Below are 15,325 nucleotides of genomic sequence, written 5' to 3' on the forward strand. Positions count from 1 at the left end.
CGACGACGACATGGCCGAACTCGACGCGCTTGACGACGCCGGTGATGATCTCGCCCGCGCGGTCCTTATACTCCTCATATTGCCGCTCGCGCTCGGCATCGCGGACCTTCTGGAAGATCACCTGCTTGGCCGCCTGCGCGGCGATGCGGCCGAACTCGATCGGCGGCAGGGGATCGACGATGAAGTCGCCCACGGCCGCGCCCGACTGCAGCTTCTCCGCGCCCTTGAGATCGATCTGCGTGAAATAATTGTCGACCGCCTCGACCACCTCGACGACGCGCCACAGGCGCAGATCGCCGGTCAGCGGATCGAGCTTGGCCCGGATATCGTTCTCGGCGCCGTAGCGGGCCTTCGCCGCGCGCTGGATCGCGTCCTCCATCGCCTCGATGACGATGCCCTTGTCGATCATCTTCTCGGACGCGACCGAGTTGGCGATCGCGATCAGCTCGGCGCGGTTGGCGGTGGCGACTGCAGCGCTGGCCATCAGTTCAGTTCCTCTGCTTCTTCTTCTAGGTCCTCGGCGCCGTCGGCCGAGAGGGGTTGGGTGGCCGCGATCAACCGGTCGGTCATCAAGAGCTTGGCGTCGGCGATCTGCGCGAAGGGCACCGTCATCGGCCCCGCCCCGCGCACGTCGATCGTCACCTGCTCGCCGTCGATGCCCTGGAGGTCGCCGGTCAGCTGCTTGCGCTCGCCGACGGGCGTGGCGAGCTTGAGCCGCGCCTCATGACCGGCCCAGTCGGCATAATCCTGCAACCGGGTCAGCGGCCGATCGATGCCGGGCGACGAGACTTCGAGCCGATATTCATGCTCGATCGGATCCGCCCCTTGCGCCTCCAACGCGTCCAGCCGGTCGGAGATGCGGCGGGAGAGATCGGCACAGTCGTCGATCGTCAGCTGGCGGGTGTCGGGCCGCTCGGCCATGACCTGCAGCGTCGAGTCCGACTTGCCGCCGAACATCGCGACGCGCACCAGCGCGAAGCCGAGCGCCTGCGCCTCGGGTTCGATCAACCGGGTCAACGCGGCGATGTCCGCCAATCCACGTCCTTTCGATACGCCTCTCTCGCGCCGCGGAGCCGAGCCCCGCAGCCTCTTTCACCTGACGATGTAAGAGAGTGAGCGCGATATACGCGTGGCCGGGCGGTTTGGCAATATCGCGCTGCCGGTCGCGCCTTTTACCCGGCGTTAACTGCATTGGATCGAGACGGGGGCGGTACAGGGGAGCGTGACGCATGGACATGAGCAGGATCGACACCGCCACCGCCCGGCCGCTCGACGGGGCCGTCGCCGAAAGGCCGGACTCGCTCCTGCTCGGCGTCGCGGTGATGCTGATCCTCATCCCGTGCATGGCCGCCTGGCTGTTCGCGCAGCTCGTCTGGCGCGATGTGCGCCGGATCGGCGCATTCGCGCGCCTGTGCGGCGAGGCCGTGCGGGATGCGCGCCGGGCCGGGTGAGGACATCGATCATATCCGGCTCCACCAAGGTGGCGGTTACGTCACTTACAAACCGCATCGTCTAGGCCATGGTCTTTGGCTAACGTGCGAAGATCAAACCAATCTCCCGGCCTCAAGAGCCGGTATGCGAGGGTGTGCGGTGACGGCGAAGGCAGTTTGTTTCCGCCCCTGCGCTGCGGCTTTCGCATCTTGGGCGACAGCTTCTGAGGCTCAAATCCGGCCTTACGGGGTTGTTGAGGTCGGTGTAGAAAGGCGCCAGGTTCTGACCGACGCAGAGCGGATCGCGCCTGTAGCGGGGACAACCATGCCACCGGATCACAAGGACGGCGTCGCTTATGGCATCGCGATCGGAGCGGACGCGCCGGTCTCATCGACGCTGTTCGTGGGGATGGAGGTGAGCGCGTCTCGGTCTGAGGTGGATACCGAAGCAGAGCAGTTTCGCGGTATCCGGCTTAACGAGGCTGTTTTACTCGGTGTTGTCGAACAAACTAGAGTACATCCTCGCTGGAATTATGCGGCGACGGCGCGGGCGGGAGTAAATGTCACGCCCTCATTGGCGCTGTACGGCTTGGCTGGCCTAGCGGGTGAGCGCGTGCGCCGCGATTTTGATTCAGGCACTAATGACATAGCGTTCGCATCAACGCTGCGCACCGATCAGAGCTTCGACAGCTTTACCTACGGCGCGGGAGCGCGGCTCTTCCTGACGGATCACGTCGGCGTGAGGGCTGAGTATCGTCGGGTCGACGAGAATGACGGATATAAACCTCAGCGCCTCTTGGCGGGGGTCATGTTCCGCCTTTAAGTTCCGGCTTTTCTACCAGCCTGTGCTTCGCGAGCTTTCTGACCCGCTCGTCAAAATGCGCCTCGTCGTCGCACTCTGGCGAGCAGCTTCCTTGAACTTGTCGCGCTGCGAGCCCTCTTTCCCCAACCGGAGAGGCGCGACCCCGGGGCAGCCGGACGTAGTCGCTACGCCGTTTCCGCCACCATCGCCAGCGACACGCCGAATGGCATCCGCAGTCTTGCCGTCCACAGGCGTTCGGCCCCGAACACGGCTGTGAGCAGCCGGTTCGCCAGCGGCGCCGGCATGGCGTCGTCGCCGCCGGTGCGGCCGGTCATGCGGCCCATGATCCGCGCCGCCGCGACCAGCGGGTAGAGCAGCGTGTTGTAATGCGTGACGTGTCGCGGCGTCAGCCCGGCGCGTCGGACCACCGCCTCCAGCGCCGCGCGGGTATAGCGGCGATGGTGGTGGTGCGCGACGTCGTGGCCGCTCCACATCCAGGGCGCGGCGGGCACCGTCAGGATCAGCCGTCCGCCCGGCGCCATCTTCCGCCGGAGCAGCTGCAGCGCGCCGAGATCGTTCTCGACATGCTCCAGCACGTCGAGCAGCAGCACCACGTCATAGGTCGCGTCCGGCAGGTCGACGCCCCCGGGCAGATAGCCGCCGCCGACCGCGATGCCCGAGCGCGCCGCGGCGATCGCGCGCGCGCCCTCGTCCGGCTCGATCGCGTCCACCGCTCCGAAGGTCTGGAGCATGGCGAGGTTGGAGCCGGTACCTGCGCCCACCTCCAGCAGGCGCAGCGGCCGGTTCGGCGCAAACGCCGCGACCAGCCCGGCGACGATCCGGCGCCGCGCGACGAACCACCAATGCTCGCTGTCGATCGCCTCCATGCGGTCGAAGACGGCGCGTTCCATGTCTTACTCCTCCAGCCCCAGGCTGTCGCGGACGATGTAGATCGGGCGGCCCTTCGCCTCGATCAGGATGCGGCCGACATATTCGCCGAGCACGCCGAGCGAGATCAGCTGCACGCCGCCCAGGAACAGCATCGCCGTCATCAGCGACGGGTAGCCGGCCACCGCCGTGCCGTTCACCAGGGTGTCGACCACCAGCAGGCCGGCATAGACGAGCGACGCGAGCGCGACCGCGCTGCCGACGTAGCTCCAGATGCGCAGCGGCACCGTCGACGACGAGGTGATCCCGTCCAGCGCGAGCGTCCACAGCTTCCAATAGTTGAACTTGGAGCGGCCGTGCGCGCGCTCGGCGCGGTCGTATTCGACGGCCACCTGGCGGAAGCCGCCCCAGGCGAACAGGCCCTTCATGAAGCGGTTGCGCTCGGGCAGGGCGCGGAGCACGTCCGCCACCTTGCGGTCGATCAGCCGGAAGTCGCCGGCATGTTCGGGGATTTTATCCCGCGAGAGCGCGTTATGCGAGCGGTAGAAGAGGCTGGCGGTGATCCGCTTGAGCGGGTGATCTGTCTGCCGATCGCGGCGGACGCCGTAGACGATGTCGTGGCCGGCGCGCCACTGCGCGACCATTTCGGCGATCACCTCGGGCGGGTCCTGCAGGTCGACGTCGAGCGGGATCACCGCGCGGCCGCGGGCGTGGTCGATCCCGGCCGAGAGCGCCGCCTCCTTGCCGAAGTTGCGCGACAGCGAGAGCAGCCGGATGCGGCGGTCCTGCAGGTGCGCCGCGGCGACATGGGCGGCGGTCTGGTCAGTGCTGCCGTCGTCGACGAACAGGATCTCCCACGGCTCGCCGGCGCAGACGGCATCCAGCACGCCGCGGACGCGCGCGAGGAAGGGCGCGATGGCGACCTCCTCGTCCTTCACCGGGGCGATCACGGACAGGAGCGGCACGGGGCGCGCGGCGGCGGCGGGAGCCGCGTCCGCGAAGGCCTCCGCGCGGCCGATGGGCTGGATAGTCATGCGCCGCGGTCCCTCGGTTCCGTCGGGCGGTATGCGGGCCGATGGTTAACAGCCGGTAATCGGGAGAAGACCCGGCGCTCGGACGTTGCGCGATCGGATAGGGTTCGCGAAGGGATCGCCGATGTCGCGCGTGTTGTTGCTTGCATTGCTTGCCGGCGGGGCGGCCTGCTCCGCGCAGACGTCCGGCGCGGGCGCACCGCCGGGTGGCCCCGCGGCGGACTCGGTCCGGGGCAACCTGCCGCCTTCCCGGCCGCCGTTTCGCATCGAGAAGCTCGGCGCGTTCCAGGCGCCGTTCGCGATGGCCTTCCTGCCGGACGGCGGGCTGCTCGTCACCGAGAAGTCGGGTGCGCTGCGGCTGCGTGCCGGCGACGGCGCGGTCACGACCGTCGGCGGCGCCCCGGCGGTCGCGACGGGCGGGCAGGGTGGCCTGCTGGATGTCGCCGTCGCCCCCGATTTTGCGAGCAGCCACGTCATCTATCTCAGTTTCGCCGAGCCGCGCCCGGCCGGGTCCAGCCTGGCGCTGTGGCGTGGGCGGCTGACGGTCGGCGCTGGCCAGACGCCGTCACTGACCGGCGGCGAAGTGCTCTGGCGCGCGGGGTCGGACGGCAAGGGCGGCCAGTTCGGCGCGACCATCCTGTTCGCGCAGGACGGCCAGTCGCTGTTCCTCGCGTCGGGCGAACGCCAGCGCTTCACGCCGGCGCAGGACCCGGATCAGGCACTCGGCAAGATCCTGCACCTGACGCTGGACGGCAAGCCCTGGCCCGGCAATCCGCAGGCCGGCAAGATCGGCGCGGCGACGGTGAGCGTCATCGATCCGCCCGCCGATACCGCCGCCGCGGCCAGCGCGCCCGCGCGCGCGACTACATTCGACGGCCCGAACTTCGCTCCCGCGGCGACGTGGACCAGCGGCCACCGCAACCCCTACGGCCTTGCCTTCGACCGCGCCGGCCGGCTGTGGGAAGTGGAGATGGGGCCCAAGGGCGGCGACGAGGTCAACCTCATCGTCAAGGGCCGCAACTATGGCTGGCCAATCGTCTCGAACGGCGACAATTACGATGGCCTGCCAATCCCCGATCATCGCCCCGGCGACGGCTTCGAAGCGCCGCGATTGTGGTGGAATCCGTCGATCTCGCCCGGTGGGATGATGATCTACACGGGCGCGATGTTCCCGCAGTGGCGGGGCAACATGTTCGTGGCGGCGCTCTCGGGCAAGGCGCTGATCCGCGTGCATCTGGACGGCGACACGGCGCGGCCCGGCGACCAGTGGGACATGGGCACGCGCATCCGCGACGTGACCCAGGCCCCGGACGGCGCGATCTGGCTGCTGGAGGACGGCGAGCGCGGTGCGGCCGGACAGCTGCTCCGGCTGACACCCATGAAGTAAGCCCTTGTTAAGGCGCGGCTCCGTAGCGTTCATCGGGGGCCGGAAGGGAGTTCGCGCGATGCGGATGACGATGATGGCTTCAGCCCTGGCGCTGTGTCTCGCCGGCTGCGGCGACGGCGGCAGCAACGACGCGGTGGGGATAACGGGCGTGGTCCCGACGCCCACGCCCATGCCGACCGCGACGCCGACCCCGGCCGCGACGCCCACCCCGACGCCGACCCCGGTGGTCACCCGGATCTCCAGCACCGCGGTCGCGAGCTTCGACAACCCCTGGGCGCTCGCTTTCCTGCCGGACGGGCGACTGCTGGTGACGGAGAAGACCGGCCACCTGCAGCTCGTGACGCAGGCGGGCGCCAAGACGGAGGTGAGCGGCGTTCCGGCCGTCACGTATTCGGGCCAGATCGGGCTGCAGGACGTCGTGCTCGCGCCCGACTACGCGACCAGCGGGCGCGTCTATCTCAGCTATGCCGAGCCGGCGACGGGCGGCCAGCGGCTGGCGGTAGCGCGCGCGACGCTCAGCCTGGCGAGCGCGCCGGCGCTGACCAACCTGAGCGTCGTCTGGCGCGCCACGCCGGCCACCACCGGCGGGCAGCTCGGCGGCCGCATCGCCTTCTCGCCCGACGGGTATCTGTTCGTGTCGACCGGCGAGCGGCAGCAGGGGACACCGGCGCAGGACCTGACGGGAACGCTCGGCAAGATCGTGCGGCTGAACCCCGACGGCACGGTCCCGGCCGGCAACCCCTTCGCCACGACCGCCAATGCGCGCCCCGAGATCTGGACGCTCGGCCACCGCAATCCTTACGGCCTGGTCTTCGCCAGCGACGGGCGGCTGTTCGAATCCGAAATGGGGCCGATGGGCGGCGACGAGTTCAACCTGATCGTCGCGGGCCGCAACTATGGCTGGCCCAACGTGTCCGAAGGCGACAATTACGACGGCACGTCCATTCCGCGCCACGCGACCAATCCGAGCTACGCCGCGCCGCTGTTCAGCTGGACGCCGGTGATCGCGCCGGCCGAGACGATCCAGTATCGCGGCAGCCGGTTCGGCGGCTGGACGGGCGATTTCGTGCTGGCCGGGCTGGTGCAGCAGGGCATCGTGCGCGTCCGCGTCACGGGCACGACGGCGAGCGAGGTGGAGCGGATCGGGCTCGGCGCCCGCATCCGCGAGGTCAAGGAAGGGCCGGACGGGGCGCTGTGGGTGCTGGAGGACGGCGCCGGCGGGCGCCTGCGCCGGCTCGATCCGGTCACGCCCTGACGAGCAGGCAGGTAATGCGCGCCGCCGCGATCGGCCGGGCGCGATCCTCCTGCCAGGCGGTCGCCGCGACATTGGCGACGCGGCCGCCGATCCGGACGACACTTCCGGCGGCGCACGTCGGGTGATCGCGGCCGCCGCGCAGGAAGTCCATCGTGACGTTGACCGGCTTGATCCGCGTGTCGCCCGCGTCTTCCAGCGCGTGCCGGAGGGCGGCGATCGCCGCCATCTCCAGCAACCCGGCGATCGCGCCGCCATGCAGGAAGCCGGGGCGGCCGAGCACCGGATCGGCGAAGGGCATGACGAGCAGCGGCGGCCCGTCCGCCTGCGGCGCCGCCGTCAGGCCGAGCAGGCGGGCATAGGGCGGCAGCGCCGGCGCGGTCATGTCAGCATGAACGTGCCGACCACGTGCGCGAGCGGATCGGCGGGATCGCCGTCATGCGCCTGGCCGCGGACGAAGGAGATGGTCCGGGTCAGCCGGTAACATTCGCCGCGGCCGATGACGGTGTGGTGCGGCCGCGCCGCGCGGAGGAAATCGACCCGCAGGTCCAGCGTCGCGTGCGGCACGAACGCACCACGCTTCTGCCAGACCGAGAAGCTGGTGGCCATGTCCATCAGCGCCACGATCGGCCCCGACGCGATGACGCCCGTATCGACATCGCCGACCAGATCGGGATGGTAGGGCAGCGCCAGCTCGACCCAGTCGGGGGTATGGGCATGATAGCCGATGCCGAGCCGGCCACCATGGCCACCGAAGCCCTGGGCGGTGAACCGCACGATGTCGAAGGTCAGCACCACCGAGCGCGGCTCTACAGCCTCGGCGCGCGGGCGCAATCATTGCACGGAGTTAACTAGGACAGCGCCTCCTGCCCGCTTAGCCATGCATCCGATCGGGGGTTGCGGATGGCTGATAACGGTTTGCGTCCAAGGCCTTGGGTCCACGTCGATCCGAACCTTCTCCGTTTCGGAGCTTGATGGCGGCCGGGCGTGGCGGGGCAACGATACAAGCCCGGCGTGCAGCCGGTCATGGTCCAAGGCGTCGAGCGTCCCGCGCTCGCCGGGGCGCTGGCCAACCGCGGGCTGGCGGCTCGGACCGTCGCGGCGGGCGCCGCGGTCGCGCTGGTGGCGGAGGGCCTGCCGCGGCCCATGTTGCCGACGGTGATCGAGGCCCGCTCGGTCGACGCGGCCGGCGAGCTGCTGGACGCAGGCGCGGACGACGTGGTGCTGGCCAGCGATCCCGACAGCTTGGTCGCGGCGCGGCTGGCGGCCCTGGTGCGCCGGTCGAGGCCCGGCCTGGTGCGGGTCGGCGACATCGTCATCGACACGGTCGAGCGCCGCGTCACCCGGGGCGGGCGGCCGCTGAACCTGCTGCCGCGCGAGTATCAGCTGCTGCTCTACCTGGCCCGCCATGCCGGCGAGGTGGTGGACCACGCCACGCTGCACCGGGCGCTGTGGGGACGCGAGTTCGATCCGGGCACCAACGTCATCGCGGTCCACGTCTCGCGGCTCCGGGGCAAGCTGGGCTGCGAAGGCGTGACCGTGGTTACCGAGCGGGGACGGGGCTACCGCCTGATGATTGCCGGGCGCACGCCCGCGGGCTAGCCTTGCGGCGCGTCAAGCGCAGGAGAGGCTCATGTCGGATCGCGTCATCACCACCATCGCCGACGGCATCGCCGACGTCCGGCTCGCCCGGCCCGACAAGATGAACGCCCTCGACCCGGCCATGTTCGCGGGCATCGGTGCGGCCATCGACGCGCTCGCGGACCGGACGGACGTGCGCTGCGCGGTGCTGTCGGGGGACGGCCGGGCATTCTGCGCGGGGCTCGACATGGCGAGCATGGCGCAGGGCGGCTCCGGCCTGTCGGGCCGCGACCGCAACGCCCAGGGCGCGATCCTGCCGCAGCACGTGACCTGGGGCTGGCGCAACCTGCCGATGCCGGTGATCGCCGCCGTCCATGGTGTCGCGTTCGGCGGCGGCTTCCAGATCATGTCGGGCGCGGACATCCGCATCGCCGCGCCGGGCACGCGCTTCGCGATCCGCGAGGTGTATTGGGGGCTGGTGCCCGATATGGCCGGATTTCCGATCTGGCGCGGCCTGGTGCGCGACGACGTGCTGCGCGAGCTGGTCTTCACCGCCCGCGAGTTCGACGCCGACGAGGCGCTGCGCCACGGCTTCGTGACCCGGCTGGCGGACGATCCGCGCGCCGCCGCGCTGGCAATGGCGCGCGAGATCGCCGGCCGCAACCCGCACGCGATCCGCGGCGCCAAGCGCCTGCTCAACATGGCGCACGACGCCGATCCGGCGGCGATGCTGGCGGCCGAGACGCGCGAGCAGGAGCAGGTGATCGGCAAGCCCAACATGATGGAGGCGGTGGCCGCCAACGCGGGCAGGCGCGCGCCGGTGTTCGCCGATTAGACACTGACGTCGAGCAACGCGGACCGCCTCCCCGGCTGAGGCCGGCGCCCAGTTCCATGCGCCCGATCGCGGGGATGCCGTCCTTCACTGCAAACGATCTTGCAACTGCGTCCCGACCTGCGCGGGAGCGAGGATAGACGCTTCAGCTTGTCTGGGTCGGATCCTGGCGCCTCACCTCGCGTTGCGCCGTCCGGCCGCCGCCGGTATGGCCCGCGTGGCCATGGCCCCGCCGCTCATCATCGCCGTGCCCAAGGGCCGCATCCTCGCCGAGGCCGGGCCGCTGCTGGCCCGCGCCGGCGTGCGGCCGGAGGCCGCGTTCTTCGACGAGGACTCGCGCGCGCTGCGCTTTGCGACCGATCGGGACGGGCTGGAGCTGATCCGCGTGCGCGCGTTCGACGTGGCGACCTTCGTCGCGCACGGCGCCGCGCAGCTCGGCATCGTCGGCGCCGACGTGCTTGCCGAGTTCGGCTATTCGGAGCTCTATGCCCCTGTCGATCTCGGGATCGGCCATTGCCGCCTGTCGGTCGCCGAGCCGGCGGCGCTGGCCCACGGCCCCCTTGGCCGCGACGACCCGCGCGGCTGGAGCCATGTCCGCGTCGCGACCAAATACCCGTCGCTCACCGCCGCCCATTTCGCGCGCCGGGGCGTGCAGGCCGAGTGCGTCAAGCTGAACGGCGCGATGGAGCTGGCGCCGACGCTGGGGCTGGCGCCGCGGATCGTCGATCTGGTCTCGTCCGGTCGCACGCTGAAGGAGAACGGGCTGGTCGAGGTCGAGCGGCTCATGGACGTGACCAGCCGACTGGTGGTCAATCGCGCGGCGATGAAGACCCGCGCCGAGGTCGTGCCGCTGGTCGAGGCGTTCCGGCGCGCCGCGGCGGAGGCGCTCGCGGCCTGACATGCAGCAGCTGTCCGCCTCCGATCCCGGCTTCGCCGCCGCGTTCGACGCCCTGGTCGCGGCCCGGCGCGAGGCGGCGACCGACGTGGCGCGCGACGTGGCGGCGATCCTGCGCGCGGTGAAGGATGACGGCGCGGCGGCGGTGGCGGCCTATACGAAGCGGCTTGACCGGCATGATCTGGACGAGACCGGGTGGCGGATCGCGCCGGCGGCGTGCCGGGCCGCGCTCGACGCGCTCGCGCCGGACCTGCGCGCGGCGCTGGAACTCGCCGCCGCCCGCATCCGCACCTATCACGAGCGGCAGCGGCCGGTCGACAGCGACTATGTCGATGACGCCGGCGTCCGGCTCGGCGCGCGCTGGCGGCCGGTGGACGCCGCCGGGCTCTACGTGCCGGGCGGGCGCGCCGCTTACCCATCGTCGCTGCTGATGAACGCCATCCCCGCCCGGGTCGCGGGCGTCGCGCGGCTGGCGATGGTGACGCCGACGCCGGATGGACAGATCAATCCGCTGGTGCTCGCCGCCGCGGCCTTGGCCGGCGTCGACGAGGTCTGGCGGGTCGGCGGTGCGCAGGGCGTGGCGGCGCTGGCCTATGGCGCCGGGCCGATCGCGCCCGTGGACGTCGTCACCGGCCCCGGCAATGCCTGGGTCGCCGAGGCGAAGCGACAGCTCTACGGTGTCGTCGGCATCGACATGGTGGCGGGGCCGAGCGAAATCGTGGTGATCGCCGATGCCGCGAACGATCCGGACTGGATCGCGGCCGACCTGCTCAGCCAGGCCGAGCACGACACCACGACCCAGTCGATCCTGTTCACCGACGTCGCCGCCTTCGCCGAGGCAGTCGCCGCGGCCGTCGACAGGCAGCTGGGCGACCTCGCCACCGCCGCGACGGCGCGCGCGGCCTGGGACGCGAACGGCGCGATCATCCTGGTCGATACGCTCGCCGACGCCGTGCCGCTGTCCGATCGGCTCGCGCCCGAGCACCTCCAGCTCGCGGTCGCCGAACCGCAGCCGCTGTTCGACCGCGTGCGCCACGCCGGCTCCGTGTTCATGGGACGGCACACGCCCGAGGCGATCGGCGATTATGTGGCGGGGCCGAATCATGTGCTGCCGACCGGGCGGCGCGCGCGCTTCGCATCGGGGCTGTCGGTGCTCGATTTCATGAAACGCACCAGCTTCCTCCAGCTCGACGCGCCCGCGCTGGCGGCGCTCGGCCCGGCGACGGTCGCGCTGGCCGACGCCGAAGGGCTGCCTGCCCACGCCCGTTCGGTGGCGCTCCGACTACGGCCCTGATCGTCGGGCCGCTTACCGCATCGTAATGAATCTGTGGCAGAAATGCTGCCATGCAGGCCAGCTACGACGTGAGCGCCCAGCCGGAGCGCAACCTGATCCTCATCACGCTGGCGGGGTTCTTCCGGCCTGACGATCTCGCCGGGTTCGACCGGGTGCGTCGCGCCGCGCTGGACCGACTCCGCTGCGGCCTCAACCAGCACGACACGATCGTCGATGTGCATGACCTGCGGCTGCAGACGCAGGCGATGGTCGAGGCGTTCCGCGATATCATCGCGGCGCCGGAGACGCAGGCGCGCCGCCTTGCCATCGTGACCGGCGACGCGGCCGTGCGGATGCAGGTCCGCCGCGTGATCGAGCGCGACGCGATCCGCTGCTTCGCCGACATCGGCGCCGCCGAAGACTGGCTGGCCGCGCCCGCCGGCAGTTGGGCGCTGGCGGGGTGACGCCCGCGCCGGCGCGCCTTACATGCCGCCGTCATGTCGTCCCGCACCGCTTCCCGCACCAAGGCCCGCGCCGCCGCCCGCCTCGCCGCCGTCCAGGCGCTCTATCAGCAGGAGATGGAGGGCACCGCGGTCCCGCAGCTCCTGCACGAGTTCCACCACCACCGGCTGGGCGCGACGATCGAGGGGGTGGAATATGCCGAGGCCGACGTCGACTTCTTCGATGATCTGGTCAGCGGCGTGACCGCGCGCCGCGCCGAGCTGGACGAGCGGATCGCGGGCAGGCTGTCGGCCGACTGGAAGCTGGAGCGGCTCGACCGCCCGATGCGCGCGCTGCTGCGCGCCGGCGCCTATGAGCTGCTCGCCCGCCCCGACGTGCCGACCGGCGCCGTCATCAGCGAATATGTCGACGTGGCCCACGCCTTCTACGACCGGCGCGAGGCGGGGTTCGTGAACGGGCTGCTCGACGCGGTGGCGAAGGACGTGCGGGCGCCCGCCGCAAGCTGATGTGACCGAGGCCGAGTTCATCGCTGCGCTGCGTCACCTGCCGCTGCACGCCGGCGCGCGGGGATTGCAGGACGATGCGGCGCTGGTGGGCGGGCTGGTCGTCACCTGTGACACGCTGGTCGAGGGCGTCCACTTCCTGCCCGACGATCCGGCCGGCGATGTGGCGTGGAAGCTGGTCGCGACCAACCTGTCCGACCTTGCCGCGAAGGGCGCCTCGCCGGAAGGCATCGTGCTCAGCTACCCGCTGAGCGGGCACGACTGGGACGGCGTGTTCCTGGCCGGGCTGGCGGAGGCGCTGGACGCGTTCGACTGTCCCCTGATCGGCGGCGATACGGTGCATCTGCCGGCGGGGGCGCCGCGGGTGCTGACCGTCACCGCGCTGGGCCGCGACGCCGCCGCGCCGGCGCGGAGCGGGGCACGGGCGGGCGATGCGCTGTGGGTCACGGGCACGATCGGCGACGCCGGGGCGGGGCTGGCCATCGCGCGCGGCGCAGAAGGCCCGGCGGGACTGCTCGCCGCCTATCGCCGTCCGCAGCCGCGCCTGGCGGAAGGCCGCGCGCTCGCGCCGGTCGTCCACGCGATGATGGACGTGTCGGACGGGCTGCTGCTCGACGCGAGCCGGATGGCGGCGGCGAGCGGGCTCGCCGTCACGATCGACCTCGGCGCCGTACCGCTCTCGTCCGCCTACCGCGCCTGGGGCCTCGGCGCGCTCGCGGCGGCTACAGCGGGGGACGATTACGCGCTGCTGTTCGCCTTGCCCGATGGCACCGCGCCACCGATCCCGGCGACCCGTATCGGCGCGTTCGCGGCGGGACGCGGGCTCGACCTGCGGCAGGACGGCGTCCGCGTGCCTCCGCCCGATCGGCTCGGCTACCTCCACGCCGCGCCGTGAGCGGCTTGCCAGCGCGCCTCCGCTCCTTATACCCCACCGCCAACTAGAGGCCTGCGGGGTCGCGGGCCGCCATAAAAGGGGAAGGGGAAGGGATGACACCCGTCTATCTCGCCATGCTCTGCGGCGTACTCGCGGTGCTCTACGGCGCGTTCACGTCTACCCAGGTGCTGCGCCAGTCTGCCGGTGATGCCAAGATGCAGGACATCGCGAGCGCCATCCAGGAGGGCGCCAAGGCTTATCTCGGCCGGCAATACACCACCATCGCGATCGTCGGCGTGGTCGTGGCCGCCGTCATCTGGTGGTTCCTGGACCATCACGGCGCGCCGCTTTCGACGGTGGCCTTCCTGGTCGGCGCGGTGCTGTCGGGCGTTGCGGGGTTCGTCGGCATGAACATCTCGGTGCGCGCCAACGTCCGCACCGCGGAAGCGGCGCGCACGTCGCTGCAGGGCGGGCTCACCACCGCGTTCCGCTCGGGCGCGATCACCGGCATGCTGGTGGCGGGGCTGGGCCTGCTCGCGATCTCCGTGTTCTTCTGGTATCTCGTGACCGTCGCGGGCCACGCGCCGGGGGACCGCATCATCGTCCAGGCGCTGACCGCGCTGGCGTTCGGGGCGTCGCTGATCTCCATCTTCGCGCGGCTCGGCGGCGGCATCTTCACCAAGGCCGCCGACGTCGGCGCCGACCTGGTCGGCAAGGTCGAGGCGGGCATCCCCGAGGACGATCCCCGCAACCCCGCCGTGATCGCCGACAATGTCGGCGACAATGTCGGCGATTGCGCCGGCATGGCCGCCGACCTGTTCGAAACCTATGTGGTGACGCTGGGCGTGACGATGGTCTCGATCTCGCTGATCCTGCGCAACGCCGACAACCTGTTGCAGATCATGAGCCTGCCGCTGGTCGTCGGCGGCGTGTGCATCATCACCTCGATCATCGGCACCTACATGGTGCGGCTCGGCAAGGGCTCGATCATGGGGGCGCTCTACAAGGGCTTCTGGACCTCGGCGATCCTGGCCGTGCCGGCGATCTATGCCGTCACCAAGTGGGTGCTGGGCGACCTCAACGCGCCGCTGGGCGGCAACGGCTTCCTCGACGCTCGCAGCGACACGCTGTCGTCGTCCGCCGACACCACCGCCGCGGCGGACGCGGCGGTCAAGGCGTTTACCGGCATGGACCTGTTCTGGTGCATGCTGATCGGGCTGGCGGTCACCGGCCTGATCGTGTGGATCACCGAATACTACACCGGCACCAACTTCCGCCCGGTGCGCTCCATCGCCAAGGCCTCGCAGACCGGCCATGGCACCAACGTCATCCAGGGCCTCGCCATCAGCCTCGAATCGACGGCGCTGCCGACGCTGGTGATCGTGGTGGCGGTGGTCGCGACCTATCAGCTCGCCGGGGTGATCGGCATCGCCTTCGCCGCGACCGCGATGCTGGCGCTCGCCGGCATGGTGGTCGCGCTCGACGCCTACGGCCCGGTGACGGACAATGCCGGCGGCATCGCCGAGATGGCGGGGCTGCCCGACGACGTCCGGCACAGGACGGACGCGCTCGACGCGGTCGGCAATACGACCAAGGCCGTGACGAAGGGCTATGCGATCGGTTCTGCCGGGCTTGCGGCGCTGGTGCTGTTCGGCACCTACACCGCCGACCTCAAGGAGTTCTTCGCCGGCGTCACGGTCGATTTCAGCCTGTCCAATCCGTACGTCATCGTCGGGCTGCTGCTCGGCGCGCTGCTGCCCTACCTGTTCGGCGCGTTCGGCATGACCGCGGTCGGCCGCGCGGCCGGCGCGGTGGTGGAGGAGGTGCGCGAGCAGTTCCGCAACAACCCGGGCATCATGGCGGGCACCAGCCGCCCCAATTACGGCCGCACCGTCGATCTGGTGACCAAGGCCGCGATCAAGGAGATGATCATCCCCTCGCTGCTGCCGGTGCTGTCGCCGATCGCGGTCTACTTCATCGTCACGGCGGTGGCGGGCCAGGCAAGCGGGTTCGCGACGCTCGGCGCCATGCTGCTCGGCGTCATCGTCTCGGGCCTGTTCGTCGCGATCTCGATGACCTCGGGCGGCGGCGCTTGGGACAACGCCAAGAAGTATA

18 protein-coding genes are annotated in these 15,325 nt (G+C 70.8%); 12 read left to right on the forward strand and 6 right to left on the reverse strand.

The genetic code is table 11. From position 1 onward, the window contains the following. Together ACFE64_RS12245 and rimP are read right to left on the reverse strand one after the other, a co-directional pair. On the reverse strand, window positions 1–484 hold a 484-nt coding region (locus ACFE64_RS12245), incomplete at its 3' end, for a NusA N-terminal domain-containing protein (protein ID WP_375392742.1). Beyond that, a complete protein-coding gene (rimP, locus tag ACFE64_RS12250) occupies window positions 484–1,035 on the reverse strand; it encodes a ribosome maturation protein RimP (protein WP_375392743.1) in 552 nt (183 codons plus the stop codon). The genes rimP and ACFE64_RS12245, both read right to left, overlap by 1 nt. A gap of 194 nt (window positions 1,036–1,229) precedes the next feature. On the opposite strand from rimP, the gene ACFE64_RS12255 reads away from it, so the two are divergent. Continuing rightward, the gene (locus ACFE64_RS12255) at window positions 1,230–1,451 is read left to right on the forward strand and encodes a hypothetical protein (RefSeq protein ID WP_375392744.1); all 222 of its coding nucleotides are present in this window, start codon (window positions 1,230–1,232) and stop codon (window positions 1,449–1,451) included. 124 nt (window positions 1,452–1,575) lie between these two features. Beyond that, entirely contained in the window at window positions 1,576–2,253 is a 678-nt protein-coding gene (locus ACFE64_RS12260; RefSeq protein ID WP_375392757.1) for an outer membrane protein, read from the forward strand. A gap of 164 nt (window positions 2,254–2,417) precedes the next feature. Here the strand turns inward: ACFE64_RS12260 and ACFE64_RS12265 are convergent, their stop codons facing one another. Together ACFE64_RS12265 and ACFE64_RS12270 are read right to left on the reverse strand one after the other, a co-directional pair. Further along, complete coding sequence (locus ACFE64_RS12265; RefSeq protein WP_375392745.1) at window positions 2,418–3,143, reverse strand: class I SAM-dependent methyltransferase; 726 nt, start codon at window positions 3,141–3,143, stop codon at window positions 2,418–2,420. Window positions 3,144–3,146: 3 nt separating this feature from the next. Then, a complete protein-coding gene (locus ACFE64_RS12270) occupies window positions 3,147–4,154 on the reverse strand; it encodes a glycosyltransferase family 2 protein (protein ID WP_375392746.1) in 1,008 nt (335 codons plus the stop codon). Window positions 4,155–4,275: 121 nt separating this feature from the next. Here ACFE64_RS12270 and ACFE64_RS12275 point away from each other — a divergent pair, with 121 nt between their 5' ends. Both ACFE64_RS12275 and ACFE64_RS12280 read left to right on the forward strand, forming a co-directional pair. Beyond that, a complete protein-coding gene (locus ACFE64_RS12275) occupies window positions 4,276–5,538 on the forward strand; it encodes a PQQ-dependent sugar dehydrogenase (RefSeq protein WP_375392747.1) in 1,263 nt (420 codons plus the stop codon). A 73-nt stretch (window positions 5,539–5,611) separates the two neighbouring features. Beyond that, entirely contained in the window at window positions 5,612–6,793 is a 1,182-nt protein-coding gene (locus ACFE64_RS12280; RefSeq protein ID WP_375392748.1) for a PQQ-dependent sugar dehydrogenase, read from the forward strand. On the opposite strand, the gene ACFE64_RS12285 is transcribed toward ACFE64_RS12280, so the two are convergent. Together ACFE64_RS12285 and ACFE64_RS12290 are read right to left on the reverse strand one after the other, a co-directional pair. Beyond that, a complete protein-coding gene (locus ACFE64_RS12285; protein WP_375392749.1) occupies window positions 6,783–7,175 on the reverse strand; it encodes a PaaI family thioesterase in 393 nt (130 codons plus the stop codon). The genes ACFE64_RS12280 and ACFE64_RS12285 overlap by 11 nt on opposite strands. Continuing rightward, window positions 7,172–7,582 carry a PaaI family thioesterase gene (locus ACFE64_RS12290; RefSeq protein WP_375392758.1) on the reverse strand — a complete coding sequence of 137 codons (411 nt, stop codon included), beginning with the start codon at window positions 7,580–7,582 and terminating at the stop codon, window positions 7,172–7,174. Before ACFE64_RS12290 ends, ACFE64_RS12285 begins: the two co-directional genes overlap by 4 nt. A 195-nt stretch (window positions 7,583–7,777) precedes the next feature. Here ACFE64_RS12290 and ACFE64_RS12295 point away from each other — a divergent pair, with 195 nt between their 5' ends. The 8 genes from ACFE64_RS12295 to ACFE64_RS12330 form a co-directional block, all read left to right on the forward strand. Further along, on the forward strand, window positions 7,778–8,392 hold the full coding sequence (locus ACFE64_RS12295) for a winged helix-turn-helix domain-containing protein (protein ID WP_375392750.1): 615 nt from the start codon (window positions 7,778–7,780) through the stop codon (window positions 8,390–8,392). A 31-nt stretch (window positions 8,393–8,423) separates the two neighbouring features. Next, window positions 8,424–9,206 carry a crotonase/enoyl-CoA hydratase family protein gene (locus ACFE64_RS12300; protein ID WP_375392751.1) on the forward strand — a complete coding sequence of 261 codons (783 nt, stop codon included), beginning with the start codon at window positions 8,424–8,426 and terminating at the stop codon, window positions 9,204–9,206. Between the two features lie 220 nt (window positions 9,207–9,426). Continuing rightward, window positions 9,427–10,101 (forward strand): ATP phosphoribosyltransferase, encoded by a 675-nt coding sequence (hisG, locus tag ACFE64_RS12305; protein ID WP_375392759.1) that lies wholly within the window; start codon window positions 9,427–9,429, stop codon window positions 10,099–10,101. Between the two features lies 1 nt (window position 10,102). Beyond that, entirely contained in the window at window positions 10,103–11,392 is a 1,290-nt protein-coding gene (hisD, locus tag ACFE64_RS12310; RefSeq protein ID WP_375392752.1) for a histidinol dehydrogenase, read from the forward strand. A gap of 50 nt (window positions 11,393–11,442) precedes the next feature. Next, entirely contained in the window at window positions 11,443–11,835 is a 393-nt protein-coding gene (locus ACFE64_RS12315) for a hypothetical protein (protein ID WP_375392753.1), read from the forward strand. A gap of 33 nt (window positions 11,836–11,868) precedes the next feature. Continuing rightward, window positions 11,869–12,339 (forward strand): transcription antitermination factor NusB, encoded by a 471-nt coding sequence (gene nusB / locus ACFE64_RS12320; protein WP_375392754.1) that lies wholly within the window; start codon window positions 11,869–11,871, stop codon window positions 12,337–12,339. Window position 12,340: 1 nt separating this feature from the next. Further along, the gene (gene thiL, locus ACFE64_RS12325; RefSeq protein WP_375392755.1) at window positions 12,341–13,231 is read left to right on the forward strand and encodes a thiamine-phosphate kinase; all 891 of its coding nucleotides are present in this window, start codon (window positions 12,341–12,343) and stop codon (window positions 13,229–13,231) included. 92 nt (window positions 13,232–13,323) lie between these two features. Continuing rightward, on the forward strand, window positions 13,324–15,325 hold a 2,002-nt coding region (locus tag ACFE64_RS12330; RefSeq protein WP_375392756.1), incomplete at its 3' end, for a sodium-translocating pyrophosphatase.

This window comes from uncultured Sphingomonas sp. (assembly GCF_964250165.1).
In the GTDB taxonomy this organism is placed as follows: Bacteria; Pseudomonadota; Alphaproteobacteria; order Sphingomonadales; family Sphingomonadaceae; genus Sphingomonas.